10 protein-coding genes are annotated in these 16,464 nt (G+C 67.4%); 4 read left to right on the top strand and 6 right to left on the bottom strand.

Translation table 11 applies throughout. The features are described 5' to 3' along the window. Positions 1 to 56 precede the first annotated feature (56 nt). From betA to ACI2JH_RS18820, 3 genes are all read left to right on the top strand, one after another. Entirely contained in the window at positions 57 to 1,736 is a 1,680-nt protein-coding gene (gene betA, locus ACI2JH_RS18830) for a choline dehydrogenase (protein ID WP_404736925.1), read from the top strand. Between the two features lie 229 nt (positions 1,737 to 1,965). Next, the gene (locus ACI2JH_RS18825; protein WP_101099678.1) at positions 1,966 to 3,642 is read left to right on the top strand and encodes a long-chain fatty acid--CoA ligase; all 1,677 of its coding nucleotides are present in this window, start codon (positions 1,966 to 1,968) and stop codon (positions 3,640 to 3,642) included. Between the two features lie 227 nt (positions 3,643 to 3,869). Next, positions 3,870 to 4,739 carry a crotonase/enoyl-CoA hydratase family protein gene (locus ACI2JH_RS18820; protein ID WP_101099677.1) on the top strand — a complete coding sequence of 290 codons (870 nt, stop codon included), beginning with the start codon at positions 3,870 to 3,872 and terminating at the stop codon, positions 4,737 to 4,739. 82 nt (positions 4,740 to 4,821) lie between these two features. Here the strand turns inward: ACI2JH_RS18820 and ACI2JH_RS18815 are convergent, their stop codons facing one another. The 5 genes from ACI2JH_RS18815 to ACI2JH_RS18795 form a co-directional block, all read right to left on the bottom strand. Further along, positions 4,822 to 6,996 carry an ATP-binding protein gene (locus tag ACI2JH_RS18815; RefSeq protein WP_404736924.1) on the bottom strand — a complete coding sequence of 725 codons (2,175 nt, stop codon included), beginning with the start codon at positions 6,994 to 6,996 and terminating at the stop codon, positions 4,822 to 4,824. A gap of 2 nt (positions 6,997 to 6,998) precedes the next feature. Then, on the bottom strand, positions 6,999 to 8,138 hold the full coding sequence (locus tag ACI2JH_RS18810) for a two-component system response regulator (protein ID WP_042612809.1): 1,140 nt from the start codon (positions 8,136 to 8,138) through the stop codon (positions 6,999 to 7,001). A gap of 195 nt (positions 8,139 to 8,333) precedes the next feature. Beyond that, positions 8,334 to 9,851 (bottom strand): lysine--tRNA ligase, encoded by a 1,518-nt coding sequence (gene lysS / locus ACI2JH_RS18805; RefSeq protein WP_404736923.1) that lies wholly within the window; start codon positions 9,849 to 9,851, stop codon positions 8,334 to 8,336. Between the two features lie 124 nt (positions 9,852 to 9,975). Continuing rightward, positions 9,976 to 11,101 (bottom strand): peptide chain release factor 2 gene (gene prfB / locus ACI2JH_RS18800; protein WP_101099674.1). Its coding sequence is split into 2 segments (ribosomal slippage): positions 9,976 to 11,025 and positions 11,027 to 11,101, totalling 1,125 coding nucleotides; the frame shifts between segments, so codons are not numbered across the junction. A gap of 93 nt (positions 11,102 to 11,194) precedes the next feature. Beyond that, positions 11,195 to 12,085, bottom strand: a complete 891-nt coding sequence (locus ACI2JH_RS18795) for a LytTR family DNA-binding domain-containing protein (RefSeq protein WP_349998968.1) — start codon at positions 12,083 to 12,085, stop codon at positions 11,195 to 11,197. A gap of 157 nt (positions 12,086 to 12,242) precedes the next feature. Here ACI2JH_RS18795 and ACI2JH_RS18790 point away from each other — a divergent pair, with 157 nt between their 5' ends. Further along, positions 12,243 to 13,481: an acyltransferase family protein gene (locus tag ACI2JH_RS18790; RefSeq protein ID WP_404736922.1), complete on the top strand. Its 1,239-nt coding sequence runs from the start codon at positions 12,243 to 12,245 to the stop codon at positions 13,479 to 13,481. Here the strand turns inward: ACI2JH_RS18790 and ACI2JH_RS18785 are convergent. After that, on the bottom strand, positions 13,468 to 16,419 hold the full coding sequence (locus ACI2JH_RS18785; RefSeq protein WP_404736921.1) for a VIT domain-containing protein: 2,952 nt from the start codon (positions 16,417 to 16,419) through the stop codon (positions 13,468 to 13,470). The two genes, ACI2JH_RS18790 and ACI2JH_RS18785, sit on opposite strands and share 14 nt — an antisense overlap. Positions 16,420 to 16,464 lie beyond the last annotated feature (45 nt).

Genomic DNA, 16,464 nt, shown 5'->3' with positions numbered 1-16,464 from the left:
CTACACACCGCCAGCTGGCGCGACCGCGCGCCGCCCGGCCTGCAGGAGCAAAGACCATGAGCACCCCCAACGAGTACGACTACATCATCATCGGCGCCGGTTCGGCCGGCAACGTACTGGCCACCCGCCTCACCGAAGATGCCGACGTCAGCGTGCTGCTGCTGGAGGCCGGCGGACCGGATTACCGCCTGGATTTCCGCACCCAGATGCCGGCCGCGCTGGCCTTCCCGCTGCAGGGCAAGCGCTACAACTGGGCCTACAAGACCGATCCCGAGCCGCATATGAACAACCGGCGGATGGACTGCGGACGCGGCAAGGGCCTCGGCGGCTCCTCGCTGATCAACGGCATGTGCTACATCCGCGGCAACGCGATGGACTATGACAACTGGGCCAGCATGCCGGGCCTGGAAGACTGGACCTACGCCGACTGCCTGCCCTACTTCCGCAAGGCCGAAACCCGCGACATCGGCGGCAACGACTACCACGGCAGCGATGGCCCGCTGCAGGTCACCACGCCGAAGGCCGGCAACAACGAACTGTTCGCGGCGATGATCGAAGCCGGCGTGCAGGCCGGCTACCCGCGCACCGATGACCTCAACGGCTACCAGCAGGAAGGCTTCGGTCCGATGGACCGCACCGTGACCCCGCGCGGCCGTCGTTCGAGCACCGCGCGCGGCTACCTGGACCAGGCGCGCGCGCGACCGAACCTGACCATCGTCACCCACGCGCTGACCGACCGCATCCTGTTCTCCGGCAAGCGTGCGGTGGGCGTGGCGTGGCTGCGCAACGACGAACCGCAGAAGGCGCGTGCGCGTCGCGAAGTCCTGCTGTGCGGCGGCGCCATCGCCTCCCCGCAGGTGCTGCAGCGCTCCGGCGTGGGCCCGGCCGACCTGCTGCGCGGGCTCGGCATCGAGGTGGTGCATGACCTGCCCGGCGTCGGCGCCAACCTGCAGGACCATCTGGAAATGTACCTGCAGTACGAGTGCAAGAAACCGGTTTCGCTGGCCCCGGCACTGAAGTTGTACAACCAGCCGGCGATCGGTGCGGAATGGCTGTTCAACGGCACCGGCACCGGCGCCAGCAACCAGTTCGAAGGCGGCGGTTTCATCCGCAGCAACGAAGAATTCGCCTGGCCCAACCTGCAGTACCACTTCCTGCCGGTGGCGATCAATTACAACGGTTCCAACCCGATCAAGGAACACAGCTTCCAGATGCACGTGGGGTCGATGCGCTCGCCCAGCCGGGGCCGCATCCACGTGCGTTCGACCGATCCGCGCGTGCATCCGAGCATCCTGTTCAACTACATGTCCCATGAACAGGACTGGCGCGAGTTCCGCGATGGCATCCGCATCACCCGCGAGATCTTCGGCCAGCCGGCGTTGGCGCCGTACACCGGCCGCGAGATCTCGCCGGGCAGCCAGCTGCGCACCGATGCGGAGATTGACGCATTCGTCCGCGAACATGCCGAAACCGCCTACCATCCGTCGTGCTCGAACAAGATGGGCAGTGCCGCCGACCCGATGGCGGTGGTCGACGGCCACGGCCGCGTGCACGGGATGGAAGGCCTGCGCATCATCGACGCCTCGATCATGCCGCAGGTAGTGACCGGCAACCTCAACGCCCCGACCATCATGATGGCCGAGAAGCTGGCCGACGTGCTGCGCGGCCGCGCCCCGCTGCCGCGCAGCACCGCTCCGTACTTCCAGGCCAACGGCGCCCCGGCCCGCAAAAAGTAAGGTAGTGACGACCTGGCCTGGTGGGTGACGACCGTTGGTCGTCACGCTCTGTAGAAGGGCCGCTGCGCTCGCCGAGCATCGCTCGGCGCTACCGATCATCAGTCCAGAGGCCCGCCATTGGCGGGCCTCTTCGCGTTTTCCATCCGGGACGGTATGCTGCCACGGCTGGATCTGACCGATACTGGCTACAGAACCAACCCAAACATCACAGTTTCCTGGAGGGGGAAAGATGAGCCTGGAACGTCCCTGGTTGCAGAGTTACCCGCAAGGCGTGCCCGCCGAGATCGACATCAATGAGTTCCACTCGGTCTCCTCCGTCTTCGACGCCTCGGTGGCCAAGTACCGGGATCGTCCCGCCTACTCCAGCTTCGGCAAGGTGCTCACCTATGGCGAGACCGACGCACTGGTCGAGCAGTTCGCCGCCTACCTGCTCGGCGAACTGCAGCTGAAGAAGGGTGACCGCGTCGCCCTGATGATGCCCAACTGCCTGCAGTACCCGATCGCCACCTTCGGCGTGCTGCGCGCCGGCCTCACCGTGGTCAACGTCAACCCGCTGTACACCGCGCGCGAGCTGAAGCACCAGCTGGTCGACGCCGGGGTCACCGCCCTGGTGGTGGTGGACAACTTCGGTGACACCGTGCAGGCCGTCATCGCCGACACGCAGGTCAAGCACGTCATCACCACCGGGCTCGGCGATCTGCTCGGCGCCAAGGGCGTGATCGTCAACTTCGTGCTGAAGTACATCAAGAAGATGGTCCCCAACTACACCCTGAAGGGCGCGGTGCGCTTCACCCAGGCCTTGAAGCTGGGCCGCCGCCACGACCTGCCGAAGGTGGAGATCGACCACGACGACATCGCCTTCCTGCAGTACACCGGTGGCACCACCGGCGTGGCCAAGGGCGCGATGCTGACCAACCGCAACCTGGTCGCCAACATGCAGCAGGCGTCGGCATGGATCGGCGCGTCGGGCGTGGAGCCGGGCAAGGAGTGGATCATCACTGCCCTGCCGCTGTATCACATCTTCGCGCTGACAGCGAACGGCCTGGTCTTCATGAAGTTCGGCGGCTGCAACCACCTGATCACCAACCCGCGCGACATGAAAGGCTTCGTCAAGGAGCTCAAGGGCGTGCGCTTCACCGCCATCACCGGCGTCAACACGCTGTTCAATGGCCTGCTCAACACGCCCGGTTTCGATGAAGTGGACTTCTCCACGTTGAAGGTCACCCTGGGCGGCGGCATGGCGGTACAGCGATCGGTCGCCGAGCGCTGGAAGAAGACCACCGGCGTCACCCTGGTAGAGGCTTACGGCCTGACCGAAACCTCGCCGGCGGCCTGCATCAACCCGCTGACCCTGGCTGAGTACAACGGGTCGATCGGCCTGCCGATTCCGTCCACCGATGCCTGCATCAAGGACGACAACGGCAACCTGCTGGGCCTGGATGAAGTGGGCGAGCTGTGCATCAAGGGCCCGCAGGTCATGAAGGGCTACTGGCAGCGTCCGGAAGACACCGCCGCGGCGATCGATGCCGACGGCTGGCTGCACACCGGCGACATGGCGAAGATGGACGCGCAGGGTTTCTGCTACATCGTCGATCGCAAGAAGGACATGATCCTGGTGTCCGGCTTCAACGTCTATCCCAACGAGGTCGAGGACGTGATCGCGATGATGCCCGGCGTGCTGGAAGTGGCGGCGGTCGGCGTACCGGACGAAAAGTCCGGCGAGATCGTCAAGGTGGTGATCGTCAAGAAGGACCCGAACCTCACCGCCGAACAGGTGAAGGAACACGCGCGGGCCAACCTGACCGGTTACAAGCATCCCAGGATCGTCGAGTTCCGCAAGGAGCTGCCGAAGACCAACGTCGGCAAGATCCTGCGCCGCGAGCTGCGTGACGCACCGCCAGCCTGATGCAGGCGGCGCCGAGCCATGCTCGGCGAGCGCAGCGGCAAAGGCCTGACGGCCAGCGGCCGTCACTACCGAGACGCGGATGAGCGAAAAGTGAAAAGCCCGGGGTGGAAACGCCCCGGGCTTTTGCATTTGGGGCGACTGGGCCGGTGTAGCATCCCCGCGAGTGGACCCGTTCGGCCCGCCGACCACCGATTTCCCCGCGGGCCCGCCATGCCGAGGAACCTGCCATGAGCACCATCGAAAAGCTGCCTGCAAACCGCCCATACACCACCATCCGCACCGAAGACAGCGCCGACGGCGCCGCCCATTGGCTGTTCATGCACGCCGATGCATCCACCGGCATCCGCCCCTGCTGCCGCAAGGACATGCTCGATGAAATGTGGAGCTACATGAGCGCCGTGACCCGGGGGCCTGCCAGCCGCCATGACGGCCGCCTGCGCCATTTCGTGCTGGCCTCCGACGCCACCGCCTACAACCTGGGCGGCGACCTGGACCTGTTCACCCGGCTGATCCGCGAAGGCAATCGCGACCGCCTGCTGGCCTATGCACAGCGCTGCGTGGAAGGCGTGCATCACCTGCATACCGGGTTTGGCGGTGACGTGCGTTCGATCGCGCTGATCCAGGGCGATGCGCTGGGCGGCGGGCTGGAAATGGCCCTGGCCTGCCACACCATCGTCGCCGAAGAAGGCGCAGGCATGGGCCTGCCTGAAGTGCTGTTCGGCCTGTTCCCGGGCATGGGCGCCTACTCGTTCCTGTGCCGCCGCGTGGCGCCGCAGCTGGCCGAGAAAATCATCCTGGATGGCCGCGTCTACAGTGCCGAGGAAATGCATGCGATGGGCGTGGTCGACGTACTGGTCCGCAAGGGTGAAGGCCCCAAGGCAGTGCAGGACCTGATCCGCCAGCACCAGCGCATTCCGCAGTCCTACCTGGCGATGAATGCCGCGCGCAACCTGGCCCAGGCCGTCAGCTATGACGAACTGCTGGAAATCACCAAGGTCTGGGTGGATTCGGCATTGGCACTGGGCGATCGCTCGCTGCGCACGATGGATCGGCTGATCAAGGCACAGACCCGTCGTGCCGGTCTTGACGCGGCCTGAGCTGTGCCCTCCCCCACCAAGTGAACCGACACGTGCCGGCGGCCCGCCGGCACGTTTTCCGCATCGTCGACCGGGCTTCGGGTCAGCGCGGGTCCGCCTCGTCCACGCCGGGCTGGTTACGGTGCGCGGCACGCGCAGCCAGCGCCAGCCGACCTTCCTTGAGCGCGCCAGCCAGCACCGACAGGCGCTGGCGCCATTCGGCCTTGAGCTGCCAGTCCGCCATCCGCATCAGCTCACCGGCGCGGTTGGACACCCGCACCAGTCCAAGATTGCTGGCCACGCCCTTGATCGCGTGGGCCTGCTCGCGGAACTGCACCCAGTCCATCGCCTCGCCTTCCGCATAGGCCTTGCGCATGCAGCTTTCCGCATCGCCCAGGCACTGGCGGACGAACTCTCTTTCGAAGCCGTCGCCCATGCCGAGTGAAGCCAGTTCGTCCAGCACGCCCGAATCCAGCACGCCGTCGGTGCCACCAGCCAGCGTGCGCACGACCGGCGCGGAAGGTTTTAGGTCGCGGTTGGAGGCGATCTCCGCCAGCGTATCCAGCAGCCGCACCGCCACCACCGGCTTGGCCAGGAACGTGTGCGCACCGGCCTGCTGGCAGCGCTGGATGGCGTCGGGGGTGACGTCGGCGCTGAGCACCAGCACCGGCGTGCGCGGCGCGCCGCCGGCCTGCATCACCCGCAGTTCCTTCAGCATGTCCAGCCCGCTCATGCCCGGCATGTGCAGGTCGACGATGGCCGCATCGAAATCACTCTCGGCCATGGCATCCAGGACCGCTTCGCCGCCGTTGACGCACAGCACGCGGTGCCCGGCTTTCTGCAGGAGGCGCTGCAGCACCATGCGGTTGGCCTCGTGGTCGTCGGCCACCAGGATGCTCATGCTGCGCACCCGCGCGCGGTGGCGCAGGAACGGATCGGCGAAGGCGATGACATTGCCGTTGCTGCTGTCCAGCGGGTTGCCGACCAGCGCCGGGGTGATGCCCACGCGCTCCGGCAGCGGCGGGGCGAACGGCACTTCGAACCAGAAGCGGCTGCCCTGCGGCAGGTTCTCCTGGTAGCCGATCTCGCCGCCCATCGCTTCCACCAGTCCCTTGGCGATGGTGGTTCCCAGGCCAGTGCCTTCGTGACGCCGCGCCATGCTGACATCGGCCTGCTCGAATGCTTCGAACAGCCGCGGACGCATCGGCGCGGCCACGCCGATGCCGGTGTCGATGATTTCAAAGCGCAGGCGGACGCCACCGTCGGCAGCGGCGCTGACCACGTCGATGCGGATCTCCACCCTGCCGTGGTCGGTGAACTTCACCGCATTGCCGGCCAGGTTCAGCAGCACCTGGCGCAGGTGGCCGGTATCGCCACGCAGCCGGGGCGGCACGGCTTCATCCACCCGGACGCGGTAGTCCAGCCGCTTGGCCTTGGCCTGCGGCAGCAGGATCAGGCCGATGGCCTGCACCACGTCACCGAGGGCGAAATCTTCGGCGACCACGCGCAGCTTGCCCGCTTCGATGGCCGAAATATCGAGCACTTCCTCCACCAGCGCCAGCAGGCTGCGCGAAGAGGCCTGGATGGTGTTGAGGCACTCGCGCTGCTCTTCATCCAGCTCGGTGGTGGCCAGCACTTCGGTCATGCCCGCCAGCCCGTTCAAGGGCGTGCGGAATTCATGGCTCATGTTGGCCAGGAAGCGGCTCTTGGCCTCGCTGGCGCGGCGTGCTTCGGCCATCGCTTCGGTGAGCTGGCGCAGCAGCGTGGAAAAGTACAGCGGCACCGCCGCCAGGCCCAGCCACAGCCCGAACGCCAGCCGCGCATTGTCGACCCAATAGTCGGTGTACAGCGCGGTACAGCCGAAGCTGATCATCGCCATCGCCACGGCGAGGTAGAGGTAGTTGTTGCCGAAGCGCATGCCGTTGCCCACCGTGACCCACATCACCACGATGTAGACCCACGACAGCGGCTCGCCCATCTGGATCATGCCGGCGGCAATCAGGCCGTAGTCGGCCAGCATGCCCAGGATGCGCCGCGGGTCGGAGCGCTGCGGACGCCACAGCAGCCAGCCGAAGGCCAGCAGGGACAGCCCCAGCCCACCCAGCACGATCGCCAGCACGCCCACGTACTGGTCATGCGGCAGGTCGTTGCGCACGCCCGGCATCAGCACATAAGCCAGGATCAGGCTGATCAGCACGATGCGGACGATCTGCTGCCCATGCTCGGAATCCTGGCGCTGGGCCAGACGATTGCGCAGCCGGGGCAGCAGCGCGCGCATGCTCACAACCCGGGTCGCGCCGACGCGGTGGAGTGTTCGGCGCAGATCTGCTCCAACTGCGGGCGCCCGCGCAGCAGGGCATCGACCACGCGCGGATCGAACAGCCGGCCACGCTGCGCGTACAGGTAGGCCAGGGTCGCATCGAAGGTCCACGCTTCCTTGTACGGACGCGGCGAAATCAGCGCATCGAACACGTCGGCCACCGCCACGATGCGGGCTTCCAGCGGAATCGCATCGCCGACCAGGCCGTCCGGATACCCGCTGCCGTCATAGCGCTCGTGGTGACGCAGCGCGATCAGCGCGCCGATCTGGATGAAGCGGTTCTGGCTGCCGCTCAACAGTTCATGGCCGATGCGCGGGTGGCGACGCATGATCACCAGCTCTTCGTCGGTCAGCTTGCCCGGCTTCAGCAGGACTGCATCGGGAATGGCGATCTTGCCCATGTCATGCAGCGGCGCCGCCATCTCGATCAGCTTGACCTCCTCTTCGGGAAGCCCCAGCTGTTCGGCGATCAGCCCGGCCACGCGGGACATGCGTTCCAGGTAGGCGCTGGTGCCGGCATCGCGGTATTCAATGGCACGTGCGAGCCGCGACAGGGTTTCGCGTTCACGCTCTTCCACTTCGTGCATGCTGGCAAGCAGCCGCTGCTCCAGCGACAACGCCCGCTGCTTCACGTTCTCCGATTGCTGTCGCAGCTGCAGCAGGTTGTAACAGCGCGCGCGCAGTTCGCGCGGACGGATCGGCTTGACCAGGAAATCGATCACCCCCGCCTCCAGCGCTGCCTGCCGGATCGGCTCGTCGCCGACCACGGTGATCAGGATCACCGGGATGTCGCGGTGCTTGGGCAGGCGGCGGAAACGGCGGGCGAACTCCAGCCCATCCATCTCCGGCATGCGGTAATCCAGCAGCAGAAGGTCCACCGGCTGCGATTCGCACCAGTTGAGCGCGGCCAGCGGATCGCCGAAGTCGTGCACGCTCAGTTCCGGCGCAATGTCTTCGATGACATGGCGCAGCATCGTCCGCGCGGACGTCTGGTCGTCGACGATCACAATATTCAACGCTGCTTCTGCCTGCTTGTTCGACCACCCCGGGATCAGGGTTGGCGAGGATAACCTGCCATTCTGTAGGCCCGCACCCTGCATCTGTCCGATACCTGCCATGCGCTCCCCGGATCTTGATCGCCGTCACATTGTGATGGCGTAAAGGACGCGACCCATCGCCTCCCCCCGGCAATCGGGTCAATCCGGCCACTCAGCGGCCTCGCCGATACCATACTCCAGCGCTCGCCCGCACGGTAGCACCGGGCCGCCCGTGCAGGCGGCGCCGGCGTATCCGGATCAGGCTTCCGGGCGCATGTAGGGGAACAGCAGGACGTCACGGATCGAGCTGCTGCCGGTCAGCAGCATCACCAGGCGGTCGATGCCGATGCCCAGCCCGCCGGTCGGCGCCATGCCGTACTCCAGCGCCCGGATGTAGTCGGCGTCGAAATGCATCGCCTCGTCATCGCCCCCGTCCTTGGCGGCGACCTGTGCCTGGAAGCGCGCGGCCTGGTCTTCGGGGTCATTCAGCTCGGAGAAGCCGTTGGCCAGTTCCTTGCCGTTGATGAACAGCTCGAAGCGGTCGGTGTAACCGGGCGCATCATCGTTGGCCCGGGCCAAAGGCGACACCTCCACCGGATGGTCGGTGATGAAGGTCGGCTGGATCAGGGTGTGCTCGACGGTCGCCTCGAAGATTTCCAGCAGCAGCTTGCCCCAGCCGTAGGACGGCTTGATGCGGATCTTCAGGCGCTCGCAATGCGCGACCAGCGCATCGCGGTCGGTGCAGTCGGCCAGGCTGATTTCCGGGTTGTGGTGGCGCACCGCTTCGTCCATGCGCCAGCGGCGGAAGGCGGGGGCCAGGTCGATGCGGGCACCGTCCCACTCCACTTCGGTGGTGCCCAGCACCTGGCGGGCGACATCGCGGATGACCCCTTCGGTCAGGTCCATCACTTCGGTGTACGTGGCGTAGGCCTCGTACAGCTCCATCATGGTGAATTCGGGGTTGTGGCGGGTGCTGACGCCTTCGTTGCGGAAGTTGCGGTTGATCTCGTAGACGCGCTCCAGCCCGCCCACGACCAGGCGCTTCAGATACAGCTCCGGCGCCACGCGCAGGTACAGGTCCAGGTCCAGCGCGTTGTGGTGGGTGGTGAACGGCTTGGCAGTGGCACCGCCGGGGATGTAATGCATCATCGGCGTTTCGACTTCCAGGAAGTCGCGGTTGTCCAGCCAGGCGCGCATGGCACGGATGATCCGGGAGCGCTTGATGAACACCTCGCGCGACTCCGGCGTCACGATCAGGTCCACATAGCGCTGGCGGTAGCGCTGCTCCACGTCGGCCAGGCCATGCCACTTGTCCGGCAGCGGACGCAGCGACTTCGTCAGCAGGCGGATGCTCTCGGCCTTCACCGACAGCTCGCCGGTACGGGTGCGGGTCAGGCCACCTTCCACTGCGATGATGTCACCCACGTCCCAGCCCTTGAAGGCGGTGTAGGCATCGCCCAGCACGTTGCCCTGCAGGAATACCTGGATGCGGCCGGATTCGTCCTGGATCTGGGCGAAGCTGGCCTTGCCCATGACCCGCTTGGCCATCAGCCGGCCGGCCATCCTGACCCGGCGCTCGTTGGCCTCCAGCGCTTCGGCGGTCCAGCTTTCGGCGTCGGCGAAGTCTGCCTGCAGGCTGCCGGCGAAGTCTTCGCGACGGAAATCGTTCGGGTAGGCGATGCCCTGGGCCCGCAGCGCGGTCAGTTTGGCGCGACGCTCGGCGATCAGGCTGTTTTCGTCGACGGGGGGCTGCGGCGCGGCGGTCTGCTCGTTCATGGGCTTGGTCGGTCGTTGTCTGTGGGGGGGTCTTCAGGGATTCGCGCCCGCCGAGGATACGACGGACCGGGGGTGGCTGCGGCTGCAGCCACCGGGCGGGTCACCATGCAGGCGACCCGCAGGCTCAGGCGTCGCTGCGTTTGGCGCCCGCTTCCAGGCCGGATTTCAGGCTGGCTTCGATGAACTCATCCAGGTCGCCGTCCAGCACCTTCTGCGTGTCGGTACGCTCGATGCCGGTGCGCAGGTCCTTGATACGGCTCTGGTCGAGCACGTAGTTGCGGATCTGGCTGCCCCAGCCGATATCGGACTTGGTCGCTTCCAGGGCATCGCGCTCGGTATTGCGCTTCTGCACTTCCAGCTCGTACAGCTTGGCGGCCAGCATCTTCATCGCGGTGTCGCGGTTCTGGTGCTGGCTGCGGCCGGTCTGGCAGGCAACCACGGTATTGGTCGGGATGTGCGTGATGCGCACCGCCGACTCGGTCTTGTTGACGTGCTGGCCACCGGCACCGGAGGAGCGGTACACGTCGGTGCGCAGGTCGGCCGGGTTGATGTCGATTTCAATGTTGTCATCGACCTCCGGGGACACGAACACCGAGGTGAAGCTGGTGTGCCGGCGGTTGTCCGAATCGAACGGCGACTTGCGCACCAGGCGGTGCACGCCGATCTCGGTCTTCAGCCAGCCGTAGGCGAACTCACCTTCCACGCGGAAGGTGGCCGATTTGATGCCGGCCACATCGCCGCCGGACACTTCCATCAGTTCGGTCTTCCAGCCGCGCGCTTCGCACCAGCGCAGGTACATGCGCAGCATCATTTCGGCCCAGTCCTGGGCTTCGGTGCCACCGGCGCCGGCCTGGATGTCGACGAAGGCGTTGCAGCTGTCCATCTCGCCGGAGAACATGCGCTGGAACTCCAGCTGCTCCACGTGCTTGAGGTACTTGTCCAGGTCGGCGACCACCGCATCGGCGGTTTCCTGGTCCTGTTCGCTCTCGGCCAGTTCCAGCAGGTCGGTGGATTCCACCAGGCCATCGAGGATGCTGGCGATGCCGCCCACGGTCTTTTCAAGCAGCGAGCGTTCACGCCCCAGGTTCTGGGCGTACTCCGGCTTGTTCCAGATATCCGGGTTTTCCAGCTCCCGGGTTACTTCTTCCAGGCGTTCTTTCTTGACGTCGTAGTCAAAGATACCCCCTGAGCGAGACCACGCGATCGGTGAGATCGGTGATTCGCTGGCGGACAGGATTCAGCTCGAGCATGTCGGCGGTTTCGTGTTCGAAATATGACCGGTAATGATACCAGCACAGCCGCCGCTGCTGCCTACCCCGCCCGCCCGGGGGCCTGCCCCGCCCTCACCCGCCGCCCAGCGCCTGGCGCAGCAGCGGCAGCTGGCGCCGGCTGCAGGGCACTGTTGCCCCATCGGCCATGTGCAGCAGGGCCTCGCCGCCATCCAGCGGCTCGATCGAGCGCAGGCAGCGGCGGTTCACCAGCCAGCTGCGGTGGCTGCGCAGGAACACCGCCGGATCCAGCCGGGACTCCAGCGCGGCCAGCGTAATACGCAGCGGGTAGTCATGGCCGCGCACGTGCAGGTTGACGTAGTTGCTGGCGGCCTGGGCGTACTCCACGTCGGCCGTGGCCACCAGGAACTCCTTGCCCAGCTTGCGCACGAGGAAATGCGCCGGACGCTCGACCGGCTCCACCGGCGCCGCATCATCGGGCGCTGCCAGCAGGGTCGCCTCGCCCTGCCGCCGGCGCCCGAACCAGGCCAGCGCATGCACCGCGCTGACCAGGGTGGCGTAGGTCTGCAGGTCCTTGAACAGCTCGTACAGCCATTGGGTCGGCCACGGCCCGTAGTGATAGCGTCCGCCCACCAGCGCATGGGCGAGGTGGCGCAGGGCCACCATGCCGCTCACGTGCAGCAGCCACCACGCCAGCGCGCCGATCAGGTAGGCCGGCAGCAGGCGGCGCCAGGTGTCGGCATGCAGGGGCCAGCGCGTCGCCAGCCGGATCAGCACGGCCAACAGCAACAACGACACCAGCGCACTGCTGCCCTCGTCGACGATGCCGGCAAACCAGTCGAACGTTTCGTGGTCGCGGGCGGCACGCATATACCGCACCAGTACGTTGGCGGCCGCCGTCCCGCTGAACAAGGCCACCCAGAAGCCGGCGATCCGACGCCGATCCCGGCGCTCGGTCCTGTCGGCGGGTATCGCGCCATCCGGCGCTGCAGGTGCGGATTCCATGCCGCGCATTATGCCGTGGCAGTGACGTTTCGCCCGCGCCGTTGGTCCCGCCCTGCCCGCCATTGGTCCCAGGACACCCGCAGGACGGCCCTTCGGCGATGGCGGCGGCCGCTGCCGCGCGCACGCTGGCCGCTCCTGTCCCGCACCCGGCCTGCCCATGCAACGACGCAACGACCTGGACGCCCTTCGGGTGTTCGCCCTGCTGCTGCTGATCCCATACCACGTGGCCATGGCCTACGTGGCCGAGTGGGACTTTCACCTCAAGAGCAGTCACACGGTCGAGTGGCTGCAGTGGCCGATGATCGCGCTGAACCGTTGGCGCATGCCGCTGCTGTTCATCATTTCCGGGATCGCGCTGGGGCTGGCCCTGCCCGCGAAGGGGCGTTGGCGCTTTGCCCTGCGCCGCAGCTGGACATTGCTGCTGCCGCTGCTGTTCGGCATCGTCGCCGTGGTCAGCCTGCAGGCCTACTGCGAGGCGGTGGACAACGGGGGTGTCATGCCGGGGCTGTGGGCATTCCTGTGGCGCTACTGGCAGTTCCGCCCGTGGCCGGGCGCGGGGTTCGCGGGCGCCGGATTCGGCTTCACCTGGAACCACCTGTGGTACCTGGCCTACCTGATTCCCTACTCGCTGCTGCTGATCGCGCTGGCGACCCTGCTGCGTCCCCTCCGCTTCGCTGTGCCACGCGGGAGTCCCTCCGATCGCACCGTGGCCCTTCTCGGCCTGCTCGTGCCGGTGGCCTGGCTGGCATGGACCGTGCTCTACCTGCTGCCGCGCCATCCGCCCACCCATGCACTGGTGCACGATGCCTTCGTGCATGCCGAGTCGTTGCCGCTGTTCGCCCTCGGCTTCCTCGCCGCACGCTGGCAGCGAGGCTGGGAGCTGGTACTGCGCTGGCGCCGGACCACGCTGGCACTGGCGCTGCTTGCGATGAGCGTCGAACTGGGCATCCGCGCCCTGGGGCGACTTCCCGGCGTGGAAGGGCTCGACCCGTGGGTACTGGCGCTGCCGTGGGCAACCAGCGAACGGCTCGCACGTGCGCTGTACACCTGGACCGCACTGCTGGCGCTGTTCGGCTGGGCGCGCGCCTGGCTGGACCGCCCGTTTCGTTGGCTGCCGTATGCCCGCGAGGCGGTGTTCTGCATCTACGTCCTGCACCAGACGGTGCTGATCCTGCTGCTGTATGCCTTGCGCCCGCTGGCGCTGGGCCCGTGGCTTGAGCCGCTGCTGGTGCTCGCCGGCACTTTCGCCCTGTGCGTGCTGCTGCACGAAGGACTGATACGGCGCAGTGCCCTGCTTCGGCCGCTGTTCGGGGTGCGGCCGCCGCGGCGCGCCACGCGGCCAGGTGACGCGCCGACCGCCGCCGGCGCGTCGATGGCGCGTCCTACTTCACCGTGAACTCCCCGACCAGCACGCTCTCGGTCTGGTCCTTCAGGCGCAGGGTGACCGTCTGGTCGCGCTGCTGGCGCGTGCCCCAGTGGGTGCTCAGGCGCAGGCTCAAGGTGGTCGCACCGGTCACCAGCTGCTCGCGGCTGCCGAAGAAGTTGGCCTCCACCTTGTAGGTGCCCGGCTTGGCATCACGCAGCGAAAACTGCTCCGGCCCGTAGCCGCCGGTGAAGTCCTGCGACATCTGGCCGCCCTGGTAGGTCAGCCGGTTGCCGTAGTACGCGCGCTCACCGTTGGGGTCGGTCACCCACAGGTCCATGTCACTGTTGTCGCTGTCCCAGCCCAGCACCACGCGCAGGTCCAACGGCAGGGCACGGCGCAGGCGGGGGTCGATGGCACGGGCGTCCAGTCCTTCGCGTGCCATCAGGTTGGTGGCTTCATCCAGTGCGATCAGCGAGATGCCGGTGAAGCGGCTGTCCCACGGGCGCAGCACCACTTCGTACAGCGCCGTGAGTGCCTGCGGGTACTGGCCGCTGGCTTCCAGCGCCAGGCCCAGGTCGCGGTAGCTCTGGGGCTCTTCCTCGCCCATCGCCAGGACGTCACGGAACACCGGCACCGCCAGTGCGGGGGCACCGGCCTGCATCAGCCGATACCCGAGCACGCGCAGTACGTGCCGGTTTTCGATCTGCATTTCGGCCAGGTTGGACAGCACCCGCAGCGCCAGCGCACGCTGGCCCTTAGCCAGCAGCAGGTCGGCCACGTCCAGATAGAAGGCGCTGCTGTCCGCATGTTGTGCGCGCTCGGACAGGTACAGCGGATACAGCGCATCGGCCGGAGCAGCGCGCAGCCGCATGGCATAGGAGGCATCGGGGGCCCACGGTGCAAGCGCGATGGTGATGTCGCCGCCGTTGGCGGCGCGGCTGGCTGTCTCGTCGATCGCACCGCGCTCGGCGCGTGGGGCCGGGCGCGCCAGCATCGCCTGTGGCGCCGGCATTGCCTGCGGCGCCGGGGGTGCCGGCGGCGCAGGTGCGGTGACGCTGGCGTCCGGTCGGGCCTCGAAGGCCTCCCCCGCCGCTACCGGCGCTGCCATCGCGACCGCGGCGGGGCTGGACTTTTCCTGCTTCGCCTGCGGCGGGGTGCCTTTGGGCCAGCGGGTTTCCCACCAGCGCTGACGATCAGCGACCTGCCGTGCGATGTCATCGAGCCGCTGGCTGCGCTCACGTGCCACGTCGACGCTGGCCAGCGCGTGCCGACGGTCGTACTCGGCGCGCAGCGGCGACGGCGGACGGATGCCATGCTGCAGATAGTCTTCGATCGATTCCAGCACCAACAGCGAAGTGTCCGCACTGACCAGCCCGAACGCCTGTGACAGCGTGCGTCGCGCTGCGGCGTTGGCCACCGGATCACCCGCCCAGTCGGCCAGCTGGCCGTTCGCCCAGGCATGTGCCACCAGGCCGCCAGGCAGCAGCCGCGCTTCGCCGGCACTCACACGTTGAGTGTCGATGCGCCCATCCGGCAGCCGCACGCGCAACTGCACGCTGCCGCCCGGCTTTTCGATCCTGCCCATCACCCGCAACCAGCCCTGCGCTGCCGCACCGGCATCGGCCACCAGGCCGCTGATTCCCTCGCCTTCCAGCGACAGCACCGCCGCGCCCTGCTGCAGCAACCGCGCCGCCGCCGACGCCGCATCAGCGGTCGTGGACAGCACCAGCAGCTCGCCCTGATGGGCAGCGGTCCAGGCCCGCAGGCGCGCCACGTCGGTGCGCGCGCCGGCGCCGCTCAGGGCATACAGGCGCTGGCCTGCGGCGAGTGCCGGCTGGCTGCGGTTGCCGTAGTTGGAAAGCCCGTCACTGACCAGCAGGTATTCCTGCACCGCCGGCTGCGGGGTCCATGCACCCAGCGCGCTGGCGCCGTCCAGCGGCAGCGCCTGCAGGTGGGCGCGCAGCGCGGACCAGTCGCCACCGCGGATGCCGAATCGGCGTGTTGCTTCGGGCTGGTCGCGCAACACCGTCAGTTCTACCTGGCCATCGCCGATGGCCTTGAAGTAGCGATCCAGCACGGCAAACTCGGCTTCCCGGTCGCGATGGCCCGCCGATCCGGAGGCATCCCAGAGCAATCCGATGCGGGTGGGCATGGCACGCGCCACGGCCTGCACCGGCACCGGGATCTGTGCCATCAGGTAGCGCTGGCCCTCGTGCAGGCCGGCCACCACGTCGCGTTGGCGCACCTGCGGCAGCAACCATTGCGCCTGCGCCGGCAGCTCCGCGCCACGGCCCTGCCATTGCAGCTGGTAGCGGCCATCGCGCAGCGCGAACGCCCATGGCAGTCCGTTCGAGGCACGCGGAGCGCCGATGCCACTGGCCTCCAGGTGCACGCTGGCCTGCTGCGCGCCCCGCGCGAATTGCAGCGGCAACGTCCAGCGCAGGCCCTGCGTGTCCACTGGCAAGGTCTGGTGGATGGTCAACGCCACGCGTCGGCTGCCGTGTGCCGGAATCGGGTAGATGCGCAGGCGGAACTGGTTTCCGGCGGTCTGTTCCAGCAGACCCGGATCGACCCGCCGCCGCTCGATGGCTTCGAACACCTGCCGGCCTTGCGCCTTCGGCACCGGCACCGCGTCGCGCAGTGCGCCATCGATATCGAGTGCGAAGCCCGCCACCTGCTGGCCATCGGCCAGCGGAAACTCCAGCTGTCCCTCCAGCATGCGGCCATTGGGGTTGTGGAACTCCAGTTCGATGCGGATCTCGGCCAGGCCGGCGGCCACCGTCCCGTCCAGCATGGCGCGTTGCAGCTGCACCGGCATTTCCGCGCCCTTCACCTGCAGCAACGGCGCGGTCACGGCCAATGGGGGTGGCGCGGGTGGCAGCGGACGCTGTGCGTCGGCGGCGGTACCGGCTGCCATGCCCAGCACCGTGATGCACAGCATGACCAGACCGCGAGACAGACCTTCCATGTGACGCTCCTGCGTGGGTGACCTCCCGTTGAACGGACAGGGGCA

Source organism: Stenotrophomonas sp. NPDC078853 (genome assembly GCF_044901215.1).
GTDB classification, from domain to species: Bacteria; Pseudomonadota; Gammaproteobacteria; order Xanthomonadales; family Xanthomonadaceae; genus Stenotrophomonas; species Stenotrophomonas lacuserhaii.
The sequence above is the reverse complement of the archived record's forward strand: the minus strand, read 5'-3'. Positions and strand labels throughout refer to the sequence as shown.

Coding starts and splice junctions, on each gene's coding strand:
- ACI2JH_RS18820 (WP_101099677.1), top strand. CDS start 3,870: ATGAGCACCATCGAAAAGCTGCCTGCAAACCGCCCATACACCACCATC.
- ACI2JH_RS18810 (WP_042612809.1), bottom strand. CDS start 8,138: ATGCAGGGTGCGGGCCTACAGAATGGCAGGTTATCCTCGCCAACCCTG.
- ACI2JH_RS18825 (WP_101099678.1), top strand. CDS start 1,966: ATGAGCCTGGAACGTCCCTGGTTGCAGAGTTACCCGCAAGGCGTGCCC.
- ACI2JH_RS18815 (WP_404736924.1), bottom strand. CDS start 6,996: ATGCGCGCGCTGCTGCCCCGGCTGCGCAATCGTCTGGCCCAGCGCCAG.
- betA (WP_404736925.1), top strand. CDS start 57: ATGAGCACCCCCAACGAGTACGACTACATCATCATCGGCGCCGGTTCG.
- ACI2JH_RS18795 (WP_349998968.1), bottom strand. CDS start 12,085: ATGGAATCCGCACCTGCAGCGCCGGATGGCGCGATACCCGCCGACAGG.
- ACI2JH_RS18790 (WP_404736922.1), top strand. CDS start 12,243: ATGCAACGACGCAACGACCTGGACGCCCTTCGGGTGTTCGCCCTGCTG.
- ACI2JH_RS18785 (WP_404736921.1), bottom strand. CDS start 16,419: ATGGAAGGTCTGTCTCGCGGTCTGGTCATGCTGTGCATCACGGTGCTG.
- lysS (WP_404736923.1), bottom strand. CDS start 9,851: ATGAACGAGCAGACCGCCGCGCCGCAGCCCCCCGTCGACGAAAACAGC.